We start from the raw sequence: 19,007 nt of genomic DNA, 5'->3' as shown, positions 1-19,007 counted from the left end.
CTTATGCCTCCGCTCCTTGGGGTTGATATTGGTTTTGTTGCAAAGCCCAGTGCAAGGTATTCTCAAGCAGTTGTGCTCCTTGGGTGGTCATGATCGATTCCGGGTGGAATTGATAGCCACAGACTTTGTCTGCTTCGTTGACCGCCGCCATGACTAAGCCATCGGCGTGGGCGACTTCAGCCAAAGTCGACGGCATCGACGTAGCGACCAGCGAATGATAACGAGCAATGGCGAAGGTGTCAGCAAAACCGTTGAACAAAGGGTGATGATTGTGTGACATCATCGACACTTTACCGTGAATGATTTCGCCTGCCCCCCCCACGGTGCCGCCATAAGCTTCAACAATGGCTTGGTGCCCCAAACAAATGCCAATGATTGGCCGCTTGCCTTTACACTCTTGAATAATGGCGGGCATATTGCCAGCCTGTGACGGCGCGCCAGGCCCTGGCGAGAGCAGTAAAACGCTGTCTTGATGCTGTTGGAGGGCGGCAATGATAGTGCTCGTCTCAACCGTGTTGCGAAAGATAGTCACTTGATGACCTAGCGAACGAAACTGATCGACCAAGTTGTAAGTGAATGAGTCGAAATTGTCGATAAAAATAATGTTAGCCATAGTCCGAGCCCTTATCCTTGATGCGCCATTTGAATCGCTTGAATGACCGCTTGTGCTTTACCTCGCGTCTCATCCGCTTCTGATTGTGGTTCGGAGTCGTAGACCACACCGGCTCCCGCTTGTACTCGAGCCATACCATTTTCAACGTACGCTGACCGGATCACGATACAAGTATCTAAGGTGCCTTCACCCGTCAGATAACCGACCGCGCCGCCATAACTGCCGCGGGTGGTTTGTTCCACTTGACGAATCAACTGCATAGCGCGAATTTTAGGTGCTCCAGTTAGCGTGCCCATGTTCATACAGGCTTGATAAGCGTGCAGAGCATCAAGGTCATCGCGCAGTTGACCAACCACACGCGAGACCAAGTGCATCACGTGGCTGTAACGATCGACTTTGAGTAAATCCGCGACATAACGGCTCCCGGGCTTGGCGATGCGCGCGACGTCGTTACGGGCGAGGTCAACCAGCATCATGTGCTCTGCGTTTTCTTTTTTATCGTTGCGCAATTCGAGTTCAATGCGGCTGTCGAGATCTTTATCGATGTCGCCTTGGGCATTCTTACCCCGGCGGCGAGTACCGGCAATGGGGTAGATTTCGATTTGGTTGCTTTGAGTATCGTATTTGAGTGCACTTTCAGGTGACGCGCCAAACAAGGTGAATTTTTCATCTTGCATGTAAAACATATACGGGCTTGGGTTGCTTTTCTTGAGCGCTTCATAGGCGGCTAAGGGGGATGGGCACGGCATAATAAAGCTGCGCGACGGCACCACTTGGAAAATATCACCCTGAATAACGTATTGTTTTAAATCACTGACAATAGTGCAAAAGTCATGATCTGAGATGTTGGTGGTCACCGTAAAGTCAATGATTTTCTTTGCGTCCACGGCGCGGTGCGCTCGGCGCTGAGCTTGCAGTGAAATATCGCTGAGACGCTCGGCCACTGCGGCTTGGTGCTGGGCGGCAAACGCACTGCCTTGCAAAATGCAGCTCTCGCTTTGATGGTCGACGATTAATAAAGATTCAGCCAAATAAAATACGTAGTCTGGGCATTGGTTGAGTGCATCGACTTGACCAAGGTGTTCAAAGTTGGCCACCATATCGTAGGCAAACAAACCCCCTAGGAACACGCTGTGCTTATCGTGTTCGCTAAGATCAAAGCTCTGTTGCACCAAGCGCAGAGCGTCAAACGACGAGCTTTGTTGCAAGCGAGAGTCTTCGTCGAGGGCGTCGTTCGAGGCGCTAAATTGCAAGGTTAGCCCTTGCTCATCACGGGATAAAACCTGTGCTGGTTCAGCGCGCTCTGCCAACACGGTTAGGGCGCTTTGGCCGTTGTCACTCAATGCGGTAAAAGTGACTTGTTGACCGTGACAGACAATGCGAAGCGCTGAGTCGACAATCATTAAGCTTTTTAAGTTTTGTTTGGAATCAATTTCAGCTGATTCGAGCAACAAGCAATCCGGTTTGTCTTGACACAATGCGTGAAAGAGATGAGTAGGGTCTTGTTGATAAGGTATCGCTTGGGTTAGGCGATACAATGGCGCTTGTTGGGGGGATTTTGCCTCAGTCATGGGACATCCTTTTATTGTCTGTGACGAGAAATGATTCACGTGCACTAAATGTGTATGATTTTGAATGAAATTTCTAGAGGCTTCTGGAAGATAATTTAATAAAAAACCCGCAGAAGCGGGCGAGATAATCTTGGAAGTGAGATATTCGCCCTAAACACTGAACCGCCACACGCGCCAGCACCAACCGAAAATAGGGCCAGTGTGCGGTAATGGAGTGTGAAGCAATGCAAATTGCGTTAACATGGGCGAACCTTCTAAGCTAATGGGAAGTAAAACATTTCATTTAAAAATAAAGCAAATTGTCTGCTTTGTTATTGTGTACTAGTAAACTAGTGCGAGGGTAAAAAGTCAAGGATAAAATAGCGTCTACATGAAAATAGATCTTCACAGTCACAGTCAGTGTTCCGATGGCCGTTTGAGCCCCCAAGAGTTGATTGATCGCGCGGTTAATCAACACGTTGACGTTTTGGCCTTAACCGATCATGATACGATTGATGGCCTGGCTCCTGCCTGGCAACACATCGAAGCCAATCGGCTGCCGATCACCTTGATTTCCGGTATTGAGTTTTCCACGGTGTGGCAAAACAAAGACATTCACATCGTTGGGCTGAATTTTGATCCTCATCACTCCGCGTTGAATGCCCGCATTGCCGATCAACAAGTTCGCCGTCAACGTCGCGCTGAGTTAATTGCTGAGCGATTGGCGAAATTCACCGGGGATTCGATGTGGCCAGAAGTGCAAGCCATGGCCGGCGACAGTTGCGTGACTCGGGCGCATTTTGCCCGTTGGTTGGTCGAGCACGGTTATGCCGCGAATAACCAGCAGGTGTTTAAAAAGTTTTTGACTCGCAATAATACCGGTTATGTGCCGCCGCAGTGGTGCAGCATGGCTGAGGCAATTGAGGCGATTCATCTGGCCGGTGGCGTGTCGGTGCTCGCTCATCCTGGTCGTTATCAATTGACCACCAAGTGGTTGCGGCGTTTGGTAGTCGCCTTTAAAGAGGCGGGCGGCCTGGCGATGGAGGTGTCGCAGCCTCAGCAAGCGCCAAATGAAAAGCAGTTGTTGGCGCAGTTGGCCTGTGAGCATGAGCTGTTGGCTTCGCAAGGCAGTGATTTTCACTTCCCGAGTCGCTGGATGGAGCTGGGCAAAAAGTTGGCGCTTCCCGAGTCGGTGACGCCGGTTTGGCATTCTTGGTCATTGCCAGGTATCGCTGCGGATTAATAGGTTCACAGACAGAGATTTGACATCAAACGGTCATCCTTTTTCAAGGTTTCGCCGTTATGATTGGCCTTGTGTTGTGTGTTTGGCGATGCAAGGTGTTGTGATTGACTTAGACTAGGGCTGACCATTGAGCGGTTTGTTGTGCAGCAAGGTTTTTTGCGACTTAAGTGACGTTAAAGCGTATAGTCCTAGTCTCGGGCTCAAAGAAAGAGGAAGAATAATGAGTCAATTTTTTTATGTTCACCCAGAAAACCCACAAGCGCGTCTTATCAATCAAGCGGTGGCGATCATTCGCAACGGCGGCATCGTCGTTTACCCTACCGATTCCGGTTACGCTTTGGGTTGTCAGTTAGAAAACAAGCAAGCGCTTGAGCGCATTTGTCGTATCCGCAAGTTGGATGATAAGCACAATTTTACGTTGTTGTGTCGCGATTTGTCGGAATTGTCGTTGTATGCACGGGTTGATAATACCGCGTTTCGTCTGTTAAAAAACAACACGCCGGGCCCATACACCTTTATTTTTAAGGGGACAAAAGAGGTGCCGCGCCGTTTGATGAACGCTAAGCGCAAGACGATTGGTATTCGTGTACCGGATAACAAAATTGCCCTCGATTTATTGGATGCACTGGGCGAGCCGCTGATGTCGACGTCGTTGATTTTACCTGGCAACGATCAAACCGAAGCCGATCCAGAAGTGATTCGCGATAACCTCGAACACGCCGTCGATGTGATCCTCAATGGGGGCTACCTCGGTGAGCAACCTACTACGGTTATCGACTTTAGCGAAGGCGAGGTAGAAATCACTCGCTATGGCGCAGGGGATGTCACACCTTTCCAGTGAGTTTGATTGCGAAAAAATGATGCGCAGCTTGGGATTATTTGAGATAATGTGCGGCCGTGATTTTGACGGTAAATCCAAGACGTCTGTGAAGACGACATAATTAGGTAGAGTAATGAACGAAAAGTTACAAAAAGTATTGGCGCGAGCAGGGCATGGTTCTCGTCGCGAATTAGAAACACTAGTGAAAGCAGGACGAATCAGTGTTAACGGCAAGGTCGCTACGTTGGGCGAGCGCCTTGAAGACGATAATGCTGTGGTTCGTATTGACGGTCACATTGTGTCGATAAAAGCGCAGGAAGAAGTGGTATGCCGAGTGTTGGCGTATTACAAGCCTGAAGGCGAGTTGTGTACTCGTCACGATCCGGAAGGCCGCCGTACCGTTTTCGATCGTTTGCCGAAGATCCGCGGTTCGCGTTGGATTTCTGTCGGCCGTCTTGATGCTAATACTTCCGGTTTACTTTTGTTCACCACCGATGGCGAGTTGGCTAATCGTTTGATGCACCCAAGTCATCAAGTTGAACGTGAATACTTAGTGCGCGTGTTTGGCGAAGTGAATGAAGACAAGGTGCGCAACTTGGTTAATGGCGTTGAGCTAGAAGATGGCTTGGCCCGTTTCGAAGACGTGGTTTACGCTGGCGGTGAGGGCATGAACCACACGTTTTATGTCGCGATCAACGAAGGCCGCAACCGCGAAGTTCGCCGTTTGTGGGAGTCGCAAGATTGCACAGTGAGCCGTCTTAAGCGTGTTCGTTATGGCGATATTTTCTTGGATAAGAAGTTGCCACGTGGCGGATGGATGGAGCTGACGTTAAAAGAGGTCAATTACTTGCGTGAGCTGGTGGATTTACGCCCTGAAAAGCAGACCATGTTGGATGTCAATAAAGACAATACGTCAAGAAAGCGCGAACGTGCTCGCAGTCAGAAGATCCGCCGTGCCGTGAAGCGTCACGAAGAAAGAGTGACCGCACCAAAAGGCCGCGCCGCTGGCCGTGCTGCCGCCAAGCAAAAGCAGCGTTCTCGCAATGAGGCGCCGGTGAATCAGCGCAGTCGTAATGACTCACCTGCTAAGCGCAGCCGCAATGATGGACCAGCCAAGCCGCGTCGCCGTTAATCGTTATTATTGTTGAGAAAGCCCGCCAAGTGCGGGCTTTTTTTATTCTTTCATTGCCACTCGTTCCCACGCGGGAGCGAGGGAACGAGGGAAATACCACTGTATTTTACTGTCTTAAACTGTGTTGTACTGTCCTACACTGTTATAAACTGTCTAAGAGTTAATCGCGTTTCCAAAGGATATGGCAAAATTTTTGCTCAGGGTCGCGGCTGATAAGAAGGCGAGCAAAGACATCATCGAGTTCGTCATTGTCTTCATTAACTAGGCCGATTCTCACTTCAGCGTACTGCTCATCGGCGGTATCAAAACCCACGTGTTGTGGCCAATCTGCACCGGTTTCAACCAGTTCTGCAGCGCCGCGCTCTTCAAATTGCGCAGTGAAAATAATCACATCAGCAGGTTCGAGGTTATCAGGCGCCATCTCGAGAAAAATGTCGTAGGCGGCGTCGATCACATCGTCATAAGAAATCAGTTCACTCATAAAATTACGCTCGGCTCATGTATTTGCGTTCTGCGGTATTAACAATAATGCGATCGCCAGTGGCAATGTATTCGGGCACTTGCACAACAAGACCAGTAGCAAAGCGGGCCGGTTTGGTTCGTGCAGAAGCTGAAGCGCCTTTAATTGACGGGTCTGTTTCTTCAATGACGAGCTCGACAGAGGCCGGTAAATCAATCGCGGCCGCTTCGCCGTTAATCAACACCACTTGCAACCCTTGGATCTCTTCATTGATGAACAGTAATTCCTCTTCAATGTCGTCTTTCTTAAAGCTGTATTGAGAGTAGTCTTCATTGTCCATGAAAATGTAATCGTCGCCATCGATATAAGAAAAGCTCGCGGCGCGTTTGAACATTTCAACGGTGTCGAGTTGTTCATCGGCCTTAAAGCGCTCATCCACTTTTCCGCCGGTTGCCAGATCAGTAAATCGGAAGCGATAAATGGTCGAGGCACCTCGAGCACTTGGCTTGGTCACTTCAATATCTTTTACTAATAAAATTTTGCCATTGTATTCAACAGCAAAGCCTTTTTTAATGTCACTGACTTTTGGCATAAAATGCACCTTTAATAAAAACGAGATGGCAATTATAACCTGTTCCATCAACAAAGAGGAACTGATTGATTATACAAGTATTCATCAATGTTCCATTCTGTGGATAACAGCCCTTCACCCGATTGATTATCAAGTGTAAAATCATCGAACATGACCTTGTTATCACCCCGTATGGCAAGGCATTCGGTAAGGGCGCAGGCGTTTATCCACGCTGGGTACGCTGACTTTTATTGTTTTTCTTTTGATAACGCAGGCTAATGTATTTAAGCAAATTTTCACCATCATCCCCTTATCAAGCTGAGTTTCAGGCCGCTATGGAGATGGTTATCTCGTTTTTGCAAAGCGAACTCGGCGAGCAGATACACAGCCTCTACCTCTATGGCAGTGTCGCTCGCGGCTGCGCCAAACCTGGGCGTTCTAATCTCGACATGGTGATGGTGCTCAACCGTTCGCTAGGCACCAAGCAAAGCACCTTACTCAATACCTTGCGCTGGCACTTGCAACGCCGTCACCCTCAAGTGAATGGCTTGTCGCTCAAAATTGCTCAGCTCGATCAAGTCGCCTCGCTTGAAGGGGTACTCAACTGGGGCTTTTTACTGCGCCATTGCTCAACCTGTGTATACGGTGAGGATTTGGCCGAGTGCTTTGGTGACTATCAGCCGAGTTGGGAAATTGCCAAATTCTGGAATATGGATCTTGAACAGTGGCTCGTGCACCATCGGCGTAAAATGGCCGAAGCCAACGACCCCGCTTCACTGCTCAACACTCAATATCAAGTGGCGAAAAAGCTGTTGCGAGCGGCGTATTCGCTGGTGATGCACAAAGATCAGCAGTGGTTTGATGAGCCGCTCGATTGTGCACGGGCCTTTTTGTCTTATCACCCGGAGCAAGAGGTGATGATTAAGCGACTCATATTGCTGTATTTACAAAAGCCAGTGGCCAAACGCTCTTCGATTGCCATTATTGATCAATTTGGCCAGTGGTTAGGAAAGCAGTACCAAAAAACCGAATTTCGCATTGGTTGATTGGTCTCTACGTTGAACCATATTGGCCTCGGCGTTTAACGGGATGTTAATGGCTTTAGCGACGGAGTCATTAAGCGAGGTCTTCAAAACAGTCCGAGCTGCGGGATCGCCAATTGGTCAAACTGCAAATTGATGTAGGGTAAAATTGCATCGGCCACCGGTTTGAGTTGCTTATCTATATAGTGCTGATAGTCAATCGGGCTGGTGAGATAGCTTTTGGGTTCAGGCCCGTTGACGGTGATATAGTATTCGATGTAACTGCGTTTTTGATATTGCAGGGGCCGGCCGAGTTGGCGGTTTTTTTCATCGGCCAAACGCGCGGCTCTGACTTGCGGTGGCACGTTCTTTTGATATTCTTTGAGCGCGCGGCGCAACTGCTTGCGATACACCAGTTTGTGATCCCATTGGCCTGATTGGGTCTGCTCAACAAACTCTCTGATCCATTGGCTCGGGTCTTGGCCGTGAAATACCCTTTGATACAGCTCAGCCTGAAACTCATGAGACAGTGGAGTCCAATCGGTGCGTGCGCTTTCTAACCCCTTAAAGATGATCTCTTCTTTGCCGTTTTTGACCACCAGCCCGGCATAGCGTTTTTTCGAACCGGTTTCTTGACCGCGAATGGTCGGCATCAAAAACTTTAAGTAGTGGGTTTCGTATTCAATTTCCAGCGCCGACTCGAGCCGATATTGACTTTTCAGGTGTGATTGCCACCAAGTGTTGATCTTTGCCGCAAGCGCATTACCGATCTGATCGGCTTGCTGCGGATCGCTTAGCTTACCTAAAGAGACAAAGGTCGAATCGGTGTCGCCGTAGATCACCTCATAGCCTTGCTGCTCGATCAGTTGTCGAGTTTGCTTCATGATTTCATGGCCGCGCATCGTAATGCTTGAGGCAAGGCGCGTATCAAAAAATCGGCAGCCCGACGAGCCAAGCACGCCGTAAAACGAATTCATAATGATTTTTATCGCCTGAGAAAAGGCCCACTCTTGCGCTTTTTTCGCTCGGTCTCGCGCTGACCACAGGGTTTCGATCAGCGCAGGTAAAAAGTGGTGTTGGCGATGAAACTGACCGCCGCGAAAACCGGGCACCGATTGATGATCGTCCGTACCAATCGGTTGTTCTAACCCTTCGATTAAGCCCATAGGATCGATGAGAAAGCTGCGAATGATCGACGGGTAGAGGCTTTTAAAATCCAGTACGATCACCGAATCATACAAACCGGGTTTAGAGTCCATCACATAGCCGCCAGGGCTGGCTTGCCAATTTTCTGGCATTAAATTGGGCGCAACATACCCTTGGCGATGCAATCTTGGTAAATACAAATTGGTAAATGCCGCCACTGAGCCACCGACGCGGTCAAGCTCGACGCCGGTCAATTTCGAGCGCTCAATGGCAAATTCAAGCATGTGTGTGTGTTTAAAAATTCGCTCAACCAGTTGACAGTCTTTGAGGTTGTAAAACGCCAACGCCGGTTTGTCGTGAGCAAACATATGGTTAATATGTGCCATGCGATCGTGAGGATCGTCAATGGCTTTGCCTTCGCCGAGCAACTGCTGAGCGACATTTTCTAACGACCAAGACGAAAAGTGGTACGTCGCGGTTTTTAAGGTATCAATACCGTCGAGCACCACGCGACCTGGCAAGGTGAGGTAGCCTTTATTTTGTTGCGATTGGCGATAGTGACCTTTTTGGCCGCCGCGGCCGATGGCAAAAGCGAGATGGTGGTATTGGGCGCGCTGAAATAACAAACGAAAATCAAAATCGATCACATTCCAGCCGATGATGACATCGGGATCAAAACGATCAAACCACTCGGTTAAGGCGATCAATAACGCTTTTTCATTGGTGACCCATTGAATAGGGGTAGAGCTAGCATCAGACAAGGGCGGGTTATTATCGTCTCTGTGGTCGATGGCGTCATTTTTATCATCACGTGAGTTTGTCGACCTGGCACTCGATGACGGTTCACCGACCATGATCACCCGTTTATCAAGCTCGCTATAAAGACCCACGGAGTACAAAATACCTTTTTGTGAACACTCAATGTCCAGTGATACCATGGTGAGCTTGGGCTGATACTCGACCGGGCGAACTTTGGCTTGTTGAACGCGCCGATAGCGGGGCAAAGTGTAATTGTGGCCGACAAACGCCATCGAACCTTGAATAAAACGCTCCATTAAAAAGCGATCCGCTAACCGTATATCGTCTTCATAGCTGGTGATGTCGGCCTGAGCTAACACCTCAAGCCACCGCTTGTGTTGCGAAATAGTGACGTTGTAACAAGCTGTCATCGCCTGATGCTGGAAATTTTTCAGCGATAGAGAATTAAAGCGAGTATTTAAACCGTGCTGCATGGCCAGTGATTGCGCTTTGGGTAGTGACTCGGTGGCAATAAAACACACCGGCTCTTGATCGGTAACCAGAAGCTGTACAGGGCCATTATCGGTAGAGACCCAGAGTTCGATTTCGGTGCGCTGCCCTTTGTCACGAGCCTGACGAGTTAATAAAAACCCGACATCAACTTGATTTTCCGCCATGATCATTGCTTAAAAGTGGCAAGATTAACACAATCAATAATAAAAATACGCTTTACTTGTCCATTGTTGTTGGTCCGCTTGCCACTGCTGCCATTGATAAGAGGTTCTGATTGCCCAATGTTGGGATAGTGTCCAATGCCAATCGAGGGACACCTGATGACGATGAGGTGACGTACTTTGCAAAGCATAAAAATGTTCGCTGCTCAGCCTAACGGTATGATGGTTGGCCATATGCCATAACACGCCTATTTCCGCACCTGGCGCAACCCGCACTTTGTGTTTCGTCGCACTGCCGTGAGCAACTTCACCGCCAAACAGAGCATAGCCTACCACGTGGTCAGTTAAGTGTATTGCTTGTCCACCCGAGCCTTTTAAGTGTAAGCGCCCATCTCGCTGAGTGCGATGGCTTGGCAGTCGATCAAAACCAAATTGCAGATGCCACGCCAAGTTATTGAACAAGTCATCACTGGTGGCAATGGACCAAATATTCATCAGATCGAGTTGCTCTAACGATAGCGTGTCAGATGAAGATAAAGCCCAATGGCTGTCGAGAAAGCTCAATTGAGCGCCGGGAATAAAACCGTCGCTGTTATCCAATAAATCGTGATAAGCCAAACGCCAGTCAAACAACAAGAAGGTTTCGTTGTCCTGCGAATGCTGAACGCCAAGGCCAACTCGGCGACTCCCGTGTCCTTGTAAAGGGGAGACATCGGGGATGGCCACAGGCGTAAACGGGGAAGGAGGCGAGAGCTTGGCGCGTTGTGTTAGCCACTTGGTCATGTGCTTGGCCGCTTGTTGACGCGCTAACCCCTCTTGATAAAACTCAAAGTTATACCATTGGTAGGTAAACTCGTAGACCGCCACTTTTTGCGCATCGCTCAGAGGACTGTCTTCAAGAGATTGACCGTCTTTTAATTGTTCGACCCAAGGTAACAAAGCACTGTCAAACTGTTGAGATTGATGAATTAAACGCGTCCCTTGTGAGGCGCGATAACGAGGAGAGTCGAGCAATCCTACTTGCTCAAGCGCCGTGACCGTGTCAGAGGGAATGGCGTAGAGGGGAAATTGGCTGACCAAATCCAAATCTTCACGTGCTAATTGTAAAAGAGACAGCAGTTGATATGAGCAGTTTTCATCGACGAAATAGTAATCGAATTTCGCGCTTTTGAGCTCCCACAAATGCCGCAATACTCGCGTGACTTCTTGACGGGACAAAGTCAAAGGAAACTCCCAGATATCGCGGGACTCAATGTCGTTGTATTCTCTGACTTTCCGATAATAGGGCATGACGGCAAATTGCCCAGGGTATTGGCCAATTAGACCTTTAACCGCGAACAAGGCCGCATTGTCAGCAGGGTCTGGTTCTGCTGCAAAGTTAATCGCAAAGGCAACCAATTCTTTATTACGGGTTTGATCGATCGCATTGACTCTAAGTAACGTGTGTCCGAAAGCCGATGAAGGGTTATTCATATAGGCGGTAGGGAAAACTAAGGTCATCGTATCTGGGTTTAAAATACGTTGCCATTGTTTGAGTTCGTGGCAGTGAACGATTTTTTGAGCCGCTTCACTGTCATCGAGATTCGGTTGCAACTGTCGCTCTAACCAGAGAAAGCGTGCCGGGTATTGGCAACGGCTTGATTGGCGAATCGCTGCGTCTTGGTGATAAATAGCACTAAAGGTGGCTTCTAACTCGGCGAGAGGATCGCTTTTTCCCGTGTCGGCGAGAAAGAAATCTTGACTGTCGACAGTACTTTTCCAGCCCATTAAAAAGGGACGGGGGAGGTAGTGACCGAGTTTGAGCCAATACGGGCTTTCGGCTAACTGACGCATATCAATGGCATTAAGTACGGGCTTGGCCGTAGAAGGCAACGAGAAAATAATCGCTAAAATGAGCAAGAACACTGCGGGCATTGGCATTATTAAAGGTGGCATCGTCGTTGAAGCCACCTTTTCCTTAGAGATTAAAATTGATTAAATTGCGTAGGCCGCGAGAGAGTCTTGCTGTTTTAGCATGGTATTTAATCGGTTGAGAACTTGATCCGACGTGGTATTTTCATCGTGGAAAATGGTCGCAAAATTGTTTTTGGCAAACTGATTAAATTCGGGTTGCTGTTCTTGTGGGATCCCCCAGACTTCGGACAGTGTGGCTAAGGTTTCCCCTTGGCCGACAGCGATATCACGCGCCAGATTATCCATGTTACCATCGATGAACATGGCGAGCTTTTGATCTGATGTGATGGTGCCGGTGCCGTCACAACCAAGTGTACCAAAAGTAATACCAAAAGTTTGGTTGCCTGATGTGCCGTTGGTGGTCGCGCCCAATACTTTAAATACCTTGCCTTCTTGCCCAGCAAAAACCATCGAACCCAATCCACAACCGATGTCATCATCAGCCAAAGCATTGGTAGAAAGCAGGGTACATGCGGTAAGAGTGAGTAAAGCCAAACTGTTGCGTTTCATAATGATATCCTTTCGTTTATGGTAATGAGCTTTAATGCTCATATATATGCATAGCACGGGTGGAGTTATAGATCAAACAAATGCAAAGTCCGTGGGAATTATTTTTATGAATAATAATGAGGTTTAGATAACTTACTGATTGTAGTTGCAAATATGTGATTGGAGTCGCTAAATTGGGGTTTGAGTTTTTTTTTAAATAAGAAAGTCTTGCTTCCTAGCGCATTTAATCACATAGTCAGGGAGCTTTTTTGACGCGAATGCGTTAGAATACGCGCAGTACTGAGTCTACAGCACAGGCTGTAGGTGCAGAGCCAATTTTTAGTGGAGATACAAGTTTGATTAAAGTTTTCCTTGTAGATGATCACGAGCTGGTTCGCACAGGGATTAGACGTATTCTTGAAGACGTCCGTGGAATGAGTGTTGCAGGGGAAGCACAAAGCGGTGAAGATGCAGTGAAATGGTGCCGTCAAGAACACGCTGATGTGGTGTTGATGGATATGAATATGCCGGGAATTGGCGGTTTAGAAGCCACCAAAAAAATTCTCAGGCTCAATCCAGACATCAAGATCATCGTGTTGACCGTTCACACTGAGAACCCGTTTCCAACCAAAGTGATGCAAGCAGGCGCCGCCGGGTATTTAACCAAAGGTGCCGGCCCTGATGAAATGGTCAATGCGATTCGCATTGTCAACAGCGGTCAACGATATTTGTCGCCGCAAATCGCTCAGCAAATGGCACTGAGTCAGTGCTCTAATACCTCTGAAAACCCTTTTAAGGATTTGTCTGAGCGCGAGTTGCAAATTATGTTGATGATCACGAAAGGCCAAAAAGTGACTGACATTTCAGAGCAGCTTAACTTAAGCCCGAAAACCGTGAACAGCTATCGCTATCGTTTATTCAGTAAATTGGATATCAATGGCGATGTCGAGTTGACTCATTTAGCCATACGACATGGCATGTTAGATACTGAGGCGCTTTAGTCTTTTACGGCGATAGTATCAAGGCTAGCACGATCATAGACGATGTTTGACTCCCACGCCTTTCTAACAACCGTTTCCTCTTCGCCCGGTGTGTACCGTATGTACAACACCGAGGCGGAAGTGATCTACGTCGGTAAAGCCAAAAACCTCAAAAAACGCCTGAGCAGCTATTTTCGCCGTACGATTGATAGCGAAAAAACCAAGGCGCTGGTCTCTCACATTGCCAATATTGATGTCACGGTGACGCATTCGGAAACCGAGGCGTTGATTTTAGAGCACAACTACATCAAGCAATACTTGCCTAAGTACAATGTGTTGCTTCGCGATGACAAATCTTACCCCTATGTGTTTATCAGCGCCCATCGTCACCCTAGATTGTCGATTCACCGCGGTGCAAAACGCAGAAAAGGCGAGTACTTCGGCCCTTATCCAGATTCTGGCGCAGTAAGAGAAACCTTACACTTGCTGCAAAAAATCCTTCCAGTCCGTCAATGTGAAGATACCGTCTACAGTAACCGTTCTCGACCTTGTTTGATGTATCAAATTGGTCGTTGCGCCGGCCCGTGTGTCGAATCCTTGATCGCGGATGACGATTACGCGGAACTGGTGCAGCTTGTCCGTCTGTTTTTACAAGGCCGCGATCAGCAGGTGCTTAACACCTTAGTGGATAAAATGGATGCGGCCAGTCAATCACTTCGCTTTGAAGATGCTGCAAAGTTGCGCGATCAAATTCAAGCGATACGCCGAGTTCAAGAGCAGCAATACGTCTCACACAATCAAGATGATAATATGGATGTACTCGGTTTTGCCCAAGAGAGTGGTGTGGCCTGTATCCATATGCTAATGATTCGCCAAGGTAAAGTACTCGGCAGTCGCAGTCATTTCCCCAAATTGCCTGCTAATACCGATCCCAAGGAAGTCTTTGAGAGTTTTTTGACCCAGTATTACTTCAATCACAGTGATGTAAAAGAAATCCCCAACCAGATTTTGTTTGACTCGCAATTGATCGAACAAGCGCAAAGTATTGCCAATGCCATCAGTGAGTATGCCAGTCGCAAGATCGTCTTTACACACAAAGCCGGCGGTATTAAACAGCGCTACTTAAGGTTAGCCAACACCAACGCTCACAGTGCTGTCACCAGTAAGATCAACCACAAGATGACGATCAATCAGCGCTTTAAAGCTCTGCGTTCGGCCTTAGACAAAGACGATATTGCCCGTATGGAGTGTTTTGATATTTCCCATACCATGGGCGAGTACACCATGGCTTCGTGCGTGGTATTTAATCAAGAAGGGCCACTGAAAAGTGAATATCGCCGCTATAACATTACCGACATTACTGGCGGTGATGATTACGCTGCGATGGAGCAAGTGTTAACCAAGCGCTACGGCAAGCACATTGACGTTGAGAAAATCCCTGACGTCATTTTTATTGATGGCGGCAAAGGCCAGCTTAATCGCGCCCATCAGGTGATGCGAGCGTGTTGGTCTGCCTGGCCGAAAAGACCGCTGTTGCTCGGTGTGGCTAAGGGAGTGACGCGTAAACACGGATTAGAGACGCTAGTGACGGTGGACGGGGAAAGCTTTCACTTGCCGAGCGACTCTCCGGCGCTGCATTTGATTCAGCACATTCGCGATGAGAGCCACAACCACGCCATTTCTGGTCATCGCGCTAAACGAGGTAAGGCCAAAAGAACCAGCAGCCTAGAAGGCATTGAAGGGGTTGGGCCAAAACGTCGCCAATCTTTGCTCAAATATATGGGGGGGATTCAGGAATTAAGGCGTGCATCTGTTGAAGAAATCGCCAAAGTGCCCGGGATCAGTATTTCTTTAGCAGAAAATATTTATCAGGCATTGAAACAGGCGTAAAAATCACGCACCATAAGAGCGCCCCAGCTAAGAGATGACATTTATGCGCTTAAATATTCCTAACCTTCTGTCCTTACTCAGATTATTTTTAATACCTGTCTTTGTTGTTGCGTTTTATCTCCCTTATCAGTGGGCACCATTGGCTGCGGCAATGATCTTTTTCGTCGCGGGCTTTACCGATTGGCTTGATGGTATGTTAGCGCGCAAGCTCGGGCAGACCTCTCGTTTCGGCGCTTTTATCGACCCGGTCGCGGATAAAGTCTTAGTAGCGTCGGCGCTGATTTTGATCACCGAGCATTTTCACTCTATTTGGGTGACCATTCCCGCGGTGACCATGATTGCCCGTGAGATCATTATTTCCGCATTACGCGAATGGATGGCTGAAATTGGCAAGCGTGCCAGTGTGGCGGTTTCCTGGGTTGGTAAGGTTAAAACGCTCTCGCAAATGTTCGCACTGTGGGTATTGATTTGGCGTTATGACGATTGGATGGTTTGGCTTGGCTTTGCCGCCTTGTACATCGCCACGGCTTTGACCTACTGGTCTATGTATCAATATCTGATGGCGGCCAAAGGCGATTTGCTCAGCGAAGAGCACATGTAATCCCCATCTAAGTACATAGGGTAGCGCGTCACTCTAGTGAGTTAAAAACACGATTAAGATGGTTAATAAAACGACTTATAGAATGCAGACTCATGTTCTTTTTTATCGTGATAGTGCGTTTCTATGATTATTTTGTGACTAAAGTTGCAAAAAAAACCTTAAAATGACTATTTAATATCCAAACAAACAAAAAAAGGTTTTTTCGTGTTGACTCAGACAGATAGATGCGTAAAATGCCCAGCATAAGGTCGATGACCTACGGCGTGTTGGCAGAGTGGCTATGCAGCGGATTGCAAATCCGTGGACCTCGGTTCGACTCCGGGACGCGCCTCCATTAACGCATTGTTAATGGTTTGTGAATTTTGCGACACTAGCTCAGTTGGTAGAGCGCAACCTTGCCAAGGTTGAGGTCACGAGTTCGAACCTCGTGTGTCGCTCCAAATTTTTTCATCATGATAGCTATCGTTATTATTGATAACAATCATGTTTGATGGTGTTTACAGATGTGCCCTGGTGGTGGAATTGGTAGACACAAGGGATTTAAAATCCCTCGGCGTTCGCGCTGTGCCGGTTCAAGTCCGGCCCGGGGCACCATCATTCATGCGACACTAGCTCAGTTGGTAGAGCGCAACCTTGCCAAGGTTGAGGTCACGAGTTCGAACCTCGTGTGTCGCTCCAAATAAAAAAGCCCTGCTTATCCAAGCAGGGCTTTTTTATTTGCGCTAGTTCATGCTAAAAGCGTCTTAATAGAGATCTATACCTATTTATACCAATCTAACTCAGTCGCTGGTCACCCTAGCGGGTTAAAAACTCGATAACGTCGTTAAGTCAATCACTGGTCGAATAACGACTGAGATTCTTGTATTGATAAGTAAAGAGGTTGACTTGTTCTCACGCTATCATTGTCCATAGATTGAATCAGATTGGTATCAACAGCGGATCTTGGGAAGGTGTTGCCAATTGGTGGTGTATTGCGGGGTTAAATAGTCCCGTTTCATTTCCCAGTGACAATGCATTCCTTGCGCCCCCAGAAAAATCGCATCTCGACCATAACGTTGATTTAACCCGTCGAACACCGACATTAATTTTGGGTTATTCGGCGCGGGGTTAAATAGGTCGGGCTGCTCATTTCGGCCATCGATGAGTTCTACTAAGCCCACGCCAAATTTATAAAAACGCACACCCTCGCGAAAAAGTTGCTGACTGATATGATCTGTGGCCCGAGTGATCACCGTGACATCCGCAGTCGGGTAGGCGAAGTGGTGTAATGACTTCGCGCTGACCGGTTTATCGTCGTAGGGAGAAGAAGAAGCAAACACCAACATGGTTTTACAAAGTGAGCCTTGCTCACGGGCTTTTCTTGAAGCGATGCCCGCGTGCTTACACAACGCCTGAGAGAGGGATATGGGGTCGGTAATACGCTGACCGGCACTGCGAGTAGAAAAAATTTGCTTTTTATTGATTGTGCCACCATCCCAACCTTTACATGCTTGGCCGTTGAGTTCGCGAAGGGTGCGCTCCATGTCAACGCCAAAGATTTTGCGCATCTTAGTCATCGAGGCCTGAGCCAAATCCAACCCATTGTGAATTCCCATGTGACGCAGATGAACCGATAAACGACGACCAATTCCCCATAAGTCAGACACCGACAATTGGCTGAGTACGTGATGGCGTACGTCTACGTGGTCGATGATACAAACACCCTGATAGCCGGCGAGCTTTTTGGCCGCGTGATTCGCCGCTTTCGCTAGGGTGAGGGTTGGCGCGATACCGACACAAACGGGCAGGCGGCATTCTTTCCACACTGCGCGTCTTAATTGCAAGGCATGAGTGTGAAAATCTGGGATAAGGTGCTCACAGCGGTGAAAAGATAAAAATGACTCATCAATAGAATAGATGTATTGATCGGGTGCAAAGCGGCCAATCACATCCATCATCTTAGACGATAAGTCCGCGTACAACTCATAGTTTGACGAAAACACGTGGATGCCTTGCTGCTCACAAAGGGCTTTCATCGTAAAAAAGGGTTTGAACTTTTTTATCCCCATTGCCTGAGCTTGACGATTGGCCGCGACAATACAGCCATCGTTGTTCGATAACACGACGATGGGCTGACCGCGCAAATCAGGACGAAATACTTGCTCGGCGCTGCAGTAAAACGCGTTGGCATCGACGAGTGCAAACATAGTTAGTCTCGCGTTCGATGGCTGCGGATTGAGTGGATCACTACGCCTTCTAAGCTGAACGTATCGAGCTCGTTGATCGTGACAGGGGCAAACGCTTGATTGGCTGAGCGCAACTGACGATGGACGGTGTCTAATATCTTACAGACAAATTCACCGTTGTAGTTGGCCACCACCACATCGTTGTTCAGTGGTCGTACATGCCGATCAACAATCAAAAAGTCGCGATCAAAAATCCCCACGCCTTGCATTGAATCTCCACAGGCCTGACCAATAAAGGTCGAACTCGGGTGTTTGATCAGCATGGCATCGAGATCAAGTGCTAACTGAGAATACTCAGTGGCGGGGCTTTCAAACCCGCTAATACCGGCACTGGCAAAGATAGGGATCACTTTCATAAGGATAACCAATACTGTTTATTTATACAGTTTTATTGTGGTTGAATTACGGTGCTCGGTCAAGAAAAAAAGTCGTTCTGCGACCAACGTAATCGGTGGCGTTGTTTTCCATGCGTTGCTCAAAGAAGCATATCGATAACTTCCATCAATAAAGCCGATGATTAATGACGAAAAATCGAGATGAAGCGGGAAATTTTGTTTGCATGTTATTTTCTTAATGTGATAAATTCGCCAACAATCTCGGAGAGACATTCTGGGGGATACGCGTAACAGACATTCAAGCTGATTGTGCTGCTACGTAGGGTAGGTACCAGTAAAGCCCTTTACTGGTAGACGGGATACTAATGTTGCACTAAGAATCGCAGCATATTAATGGGAAACCCAACATTGAAATCAATAGCGAAACACACAAAAATCAGCTTTATTCTGCCTAAATGCCCAGTCATACAGATCAGAAGCATTACTGAACCTTGATTCCAGAAACATCCGCGTGTTGCCATCGAATTGATGGAAAGTTTGCCGTGAGCCTTAGTTAAGGTTCGTG

16 protein-coding genes and 4 tRNA genes are annotated in these 19,007 nt (G+C 47.9%); 11 read left to right on the top strand and 9 right to left on the bottom strand.

The window, feature by feature from the left end:
- Position 1: 1 nt before the first annotated feature.
- Both AB0763_RS07650 and AB0763_RS07645 read right to left on the bottom strand, forming a co-directional pair.
- On the bottom strand, positions 2 to 613 hold the full coding sequence (locus AB0763_RS07650; RefSeq protein WP_306100160.1) for an aminodeoxychorismate/anthranilate synthase component II: 612 nt from the start codon (positions 611 to 613) through the stop codon (positions 2 to 4).
- An 11-nt stretch (positions 614 to 624) separates the two neighbouring features.
- Positions 625 to 2,184: an anthranilate synthase component 1 gene (locus AB0763_RS07645; protein ID WP_306100159.1), complete on the bottom strand. Its 1,560-nt coding sequence runs from the start codon at positions 2,182 to 2,184 to the stop codon at positions 625 to 627.
- A 370-nt stretch (positions 2,185 to 2,554) separates the two neighbouring features.
- Between AB0763_RS07645 and AB0763_RS07640 the strand changes: the two genes are divergently transcribed.
- The 3 genes from AB0763_RS07640 to rluB all read left to right on the top strand — a co-directional run bounded on the left by AB0763_RS07640 (position 2,555) and on the right by rluB (position 5,358).
- Positions 2,555 to 3,406: a PHP domain-containing protein gene (locus AB0763_RS07640; RefSeq protein WP_306100158.1), complete on the top strand. Its 852-nt coding sequence runs from the start codon at positions 2,555 to 2,557 to the stop codon at positions 3,404 to 3,406.
- A gap of 220 nt (positions 3,407 to 3,626) precedes the next feature.
- Entirely contained in the window at positions 3,627 to 4,247 is a 621-nt protein-coding gene (locus tag AB0763_RS07635; protein ID WP_306100157.1) for an L-threonylcarbamoyladenylate synthase, read from the top strand.
- Positions 4,248 to 4,359: 112 nt separating this feature from the next.
- Complete coding sequence (gene rluB, locus AB0763_RS07630; RefSeq protein WP_306100156.1) at positions 4,360 to 5,358, top strand: 23S rRNA pseudouridine(2605) synthase RluB; 999 nt, start codon at positions 4,360 to 4,362, stop codon at positions 5,356 to 5,358.
- 160 nt (positions 5,359 to 5,518) lie between these two features.
- On the opposite strand, the gene AB0763_RS07625 is transcribed toward rluB, so the two are convergent.
- A complete protein-coding gene (locus AB0763_RS07625; RefSeq protein WP_306100155.1) occupies positions 5,519 to 5,839 on the bottom strand; it encodes an HI1450 family dsDNA-mimic protein in 321 nt (106 codons plus the stop codon).
- A gap of 4 nt (positions 5,840 to 5,843) precedes the next feature.
- Positions 5,844 to 6,410: an elongation factor P-like protein YeiP gene (gene yeiP / locus AB0763_RS07620; RefSeq protein WP_306100154.1), complete on the bottom strand. Its 567-nt coding sequence runs from the start codon at positions 6,408 to 6,410 to the stop codon at positions 5,844 to 5,846.
- A 257-nt stretch (positions 6,411 to 6,667) separates the two neighbouring features.
- On the opposite strand from yeiP, the gene AB0763_RS07615 reads away from it, so the two are divergent.
- Positions 6,668 to 7,435 (top strand): nucleotidyltransferase domain-containing protein, encoded by a 768-nt coding sequence (locus AB0763_RS07615; protein WP_306100153.1) that lies wholly within the window; start codon positions 6,668 to 6,670, stop codon positions 7,433 to 7,435.
- Positions 7,436 to 7,518: 83 nt separating this feature from the next.
- Here AB0763_RS07615 and AB0763_RS07610 read toward each other — a convergent pair whose 3' ends face one another.
- From AB0763_RS07610 to AB0763_RS07600, 3 genes are read right to left on the bottom strand one after another with little or no spacing between them, the layout of a single operon-like run.
- A complete protein-coding gene (locus tag AB0763_RS07610) occupies positions 7,519 to 9,972 on the bottom strand; it encodes a DNA polymerase II (protein WP_306100152.1) in 2,454 nt (817 codons plus the stop codon).
- Positions 9,973 to 10,005: 33 nt separating this feature from the next.
- A complete protein-coding gene (locus AB0763_RS07605) occupies positions 10,006 to 11,904 on the bottom strand; it encodes a DUF4105 domain-containing protein (protein ID WP_306100151.1) in 1,899 nt (632 codons plus the stop codon).
- A 39-nt stretch (positions 11,905 to 11,943) separates the two neighbouring features.
- A complete protein-coding gene (locus AB0763_RS07600) occupies positions 11,944 to 12,432 on the bottom strand; it encodes a DUF3015 domain-containing protein (RefSeq protein WP_306100150.1) in 489 nt (162 codons plus the stop codon).
- A gap of 335 nt (positions 12,433 to 12,767) precedes the next feature.
- On the opposite strand from AB0763_RS07600, the gene uvrY reads away from it, so the two are divergent.
- From uvrY to AB0763_RS07565, 7 genes are all read left to right on the top strand, one after another.
- Positions 12,768 to 13,412, top strand: coding sequence for a UvrY/SirA/GacA family response regulator transcription factor (gene uvrY / locus AB0763_RS07595; protein WP_306100149.1), 645 nt, complete (start codon positions 12,768 to 12,770; stop codon positions 13,410 to 13,412).
- A gap of 42 nt (positions 13,413 to 13,454) precedes the next feature.
- Entirely contained in the window at positions 13,455 to 15,281 is a 1,827-nt protein-coding gene (gene uvrC / locus AB0763_RS07590) for an excinuclease ABC subunit UvrC (protein WP_306100148.1), read from the top strand.
- Positions 15,282 to 15,324: 43 nt separating this feature from the next.
- Positions 15,325 to 15,882, top strand: a complete 558-nt coding sequence (gene pgsA, locus AB0763_RS07585) for a CDP-diacylglycerol--glycerol-3-phosphate 3-phosphatidyltransferase (protein WP_306100147.1) — start codon at positions 15,325 to 15,327, stop codon at positions 15,880 to 15,882.
- A gap of 260 nt (positions 15,883 to 16,142) precedes the next feature.
- Positions 16,143 to 16,216: transfer RNA gene (locus AB0763_RS07580), tRNA-Cys, on the top strand.
- 30 nt (positions 16,217 to 16,246) lie between these two features.
- A tRNA-Gly gene (locus AB0763_RS07575) sits at positions 16,247 to 16,322 on the top strand.
- Between the two features lie 67 nt (positions 16,323 to 16,389).
- Positions 16,390 to 16,476 (top strand) — tRNA-Leu (locus AB0763_RS07570).
- An 8-nt stretch (positions 16,477 to 16,484) separates the two neighbouring features.
- Positions 16,485 to 16,560, top strand: a tRNA-Gly gene (locus AB0763_RS07565).
- A 251-nt stretch (positions 16,561 to 16,811) separates the two neighbouring features.
- Here the strand turns inward: AB0763_RS07565 and AB0763_RS07560 are convergent.
- Together AB0763_RS07560 and AB0763_RS07555 are read right to left on the bottom strand one after the other, a co-directional pair.
- A complete protein-coding gene (locus AB0763_RS07560) occupies positions 16,812 to 18,068 on the bottom strand; it encodes a Y-family DNA polymerase (RefSeq protein ID WP_306100146.1) in 1,257 nt (418 codons plus the stop codon).
- Positions 18,069 to 18,070: 2 nt separating this feature from the next.
- Positions 18,071 to 18,463: a LexA family transcriptional regulator gene (locus AB0763_RS07555; RefSeq protein WP_306100145.1), complete on the bottom strand. Its 393-nt coding sequence runs from the start codon at positions 18,461 to 18,463 to the stop codon at positions 18,071 to 18,073.
- Between the last annotated feature and the right edge of the window lie 544 nt (positions 18,464 to 19,007).

It is taken from the genome of Vibrio sp. HB236076 (assembly GCF_040957575.1).
Lineage (GTDB): Bacteria > Pseudomonadota > Gammaproteobacteria > Enterobacterales > Vibrionaceae > Vibrio.
This window is presented reverse-complemented; position numbering and strand designations above follow the sequence as displayed.

Coding starts and splice junctions, on each gene's coding strand:
- AB0763_RS07650 (WP_306100160.1), bottom strand. CDS start 613: ATGGCTAACATTATTTTTATCGACAATTTCGACTCATTCACTTACAAC.
- AB0763_RS07645 (WP_306100159.1), bottom strand. CDS start 2,184: ATGACTGAGGCAAAATCCCCCCAACAAGCGCCATTGTATCGCCTAACC.
- AB0763_RS07640 (WP_306100158.1), top strand. CDS start 2,555: ATGAAAATAGATCTTCACAGTCACAGTCAGTGTTCCGATGGCCGTTTG.
- AB0763_RS07635 (WP_306100157.1), top strand. CDS start 3,627: ATGAGTCAATTTTTTTATGTTCACCCAGAAAACCCACAAGCGCGTCTT.
- rluB (WP_306100156.1), top strand. CDS start 4,360: ATGAACGAAAAGTTACAAAAAGTATTGGCGCGAGCAGGGCATGGTTCT.
- AB0763_RS07625 (WP_306100155.1), bottom strand. CDS start 5,839: ATGAGTGAACTGATTTCTTATGACGATGTGATCGACGCCGCCTACGAC.
- yeiP (WP_306100154.1), bottom strand. CDS start 6,410: ATGCCAAAAGTCAGTGACATTAAAAAAGGCTTTGCTGTTGAATACAAT.
- AB0763_RS07615 (WP_306100153.1), top strand. CDS start 6,668: ATGTATTTAAGCAAATTTTCACCATCATCCCCTTATCAAGCTGAGTTT.
- AB0763_RS07610 (WP_306100152.1), bottom strand. CDS start 9,972: ATGGCGGAAAATCAAGTTGATGTCGGGTTTTTATTAACTCGTCAGGCT.
- AB0763_RS07605 (WP_306100151.1), bottom strand. CDS start 11,904: ATGCCACCTTTAATAATGCCAATGCCCGCAGTGTTCTTGCTCATTTTA.
- AB0763_RS07600 (WP_306100150.1), bottom strand. CDS start 12,432: ATGAAACGCAACAGTTTGGCTTTACTCACTCTTACCGCATGTACCCTG.
- uvrC (WP_306100148.1), top strand. CDS start 13,455: ATGTTTGACTCCCACGCCTTTCTAACAACCGTTTCCTCTTCGCCCGGT.
- pgsA (WP_306100147.1), top strand. CDS start 15,325: ATGCGCTTAAATATTCCTAACCTTCTGTCCTTACTCAGATTATTTTTA.
- AB0763_RS07560 (WP_306100146.1), bottom strand. CDS start 18,068: ATGTTTGCACTCGTCGATGCCAACGCGTTTTACTGCAGCGCCGAGCAA.
- AB0763_RS07555 (WP_306100145.1), bottom strand. CDS start 18,463: ATGAAAGTGATCCCTATCTTTGCCAGTGCCGGTATTAGCGGGTTTGAA.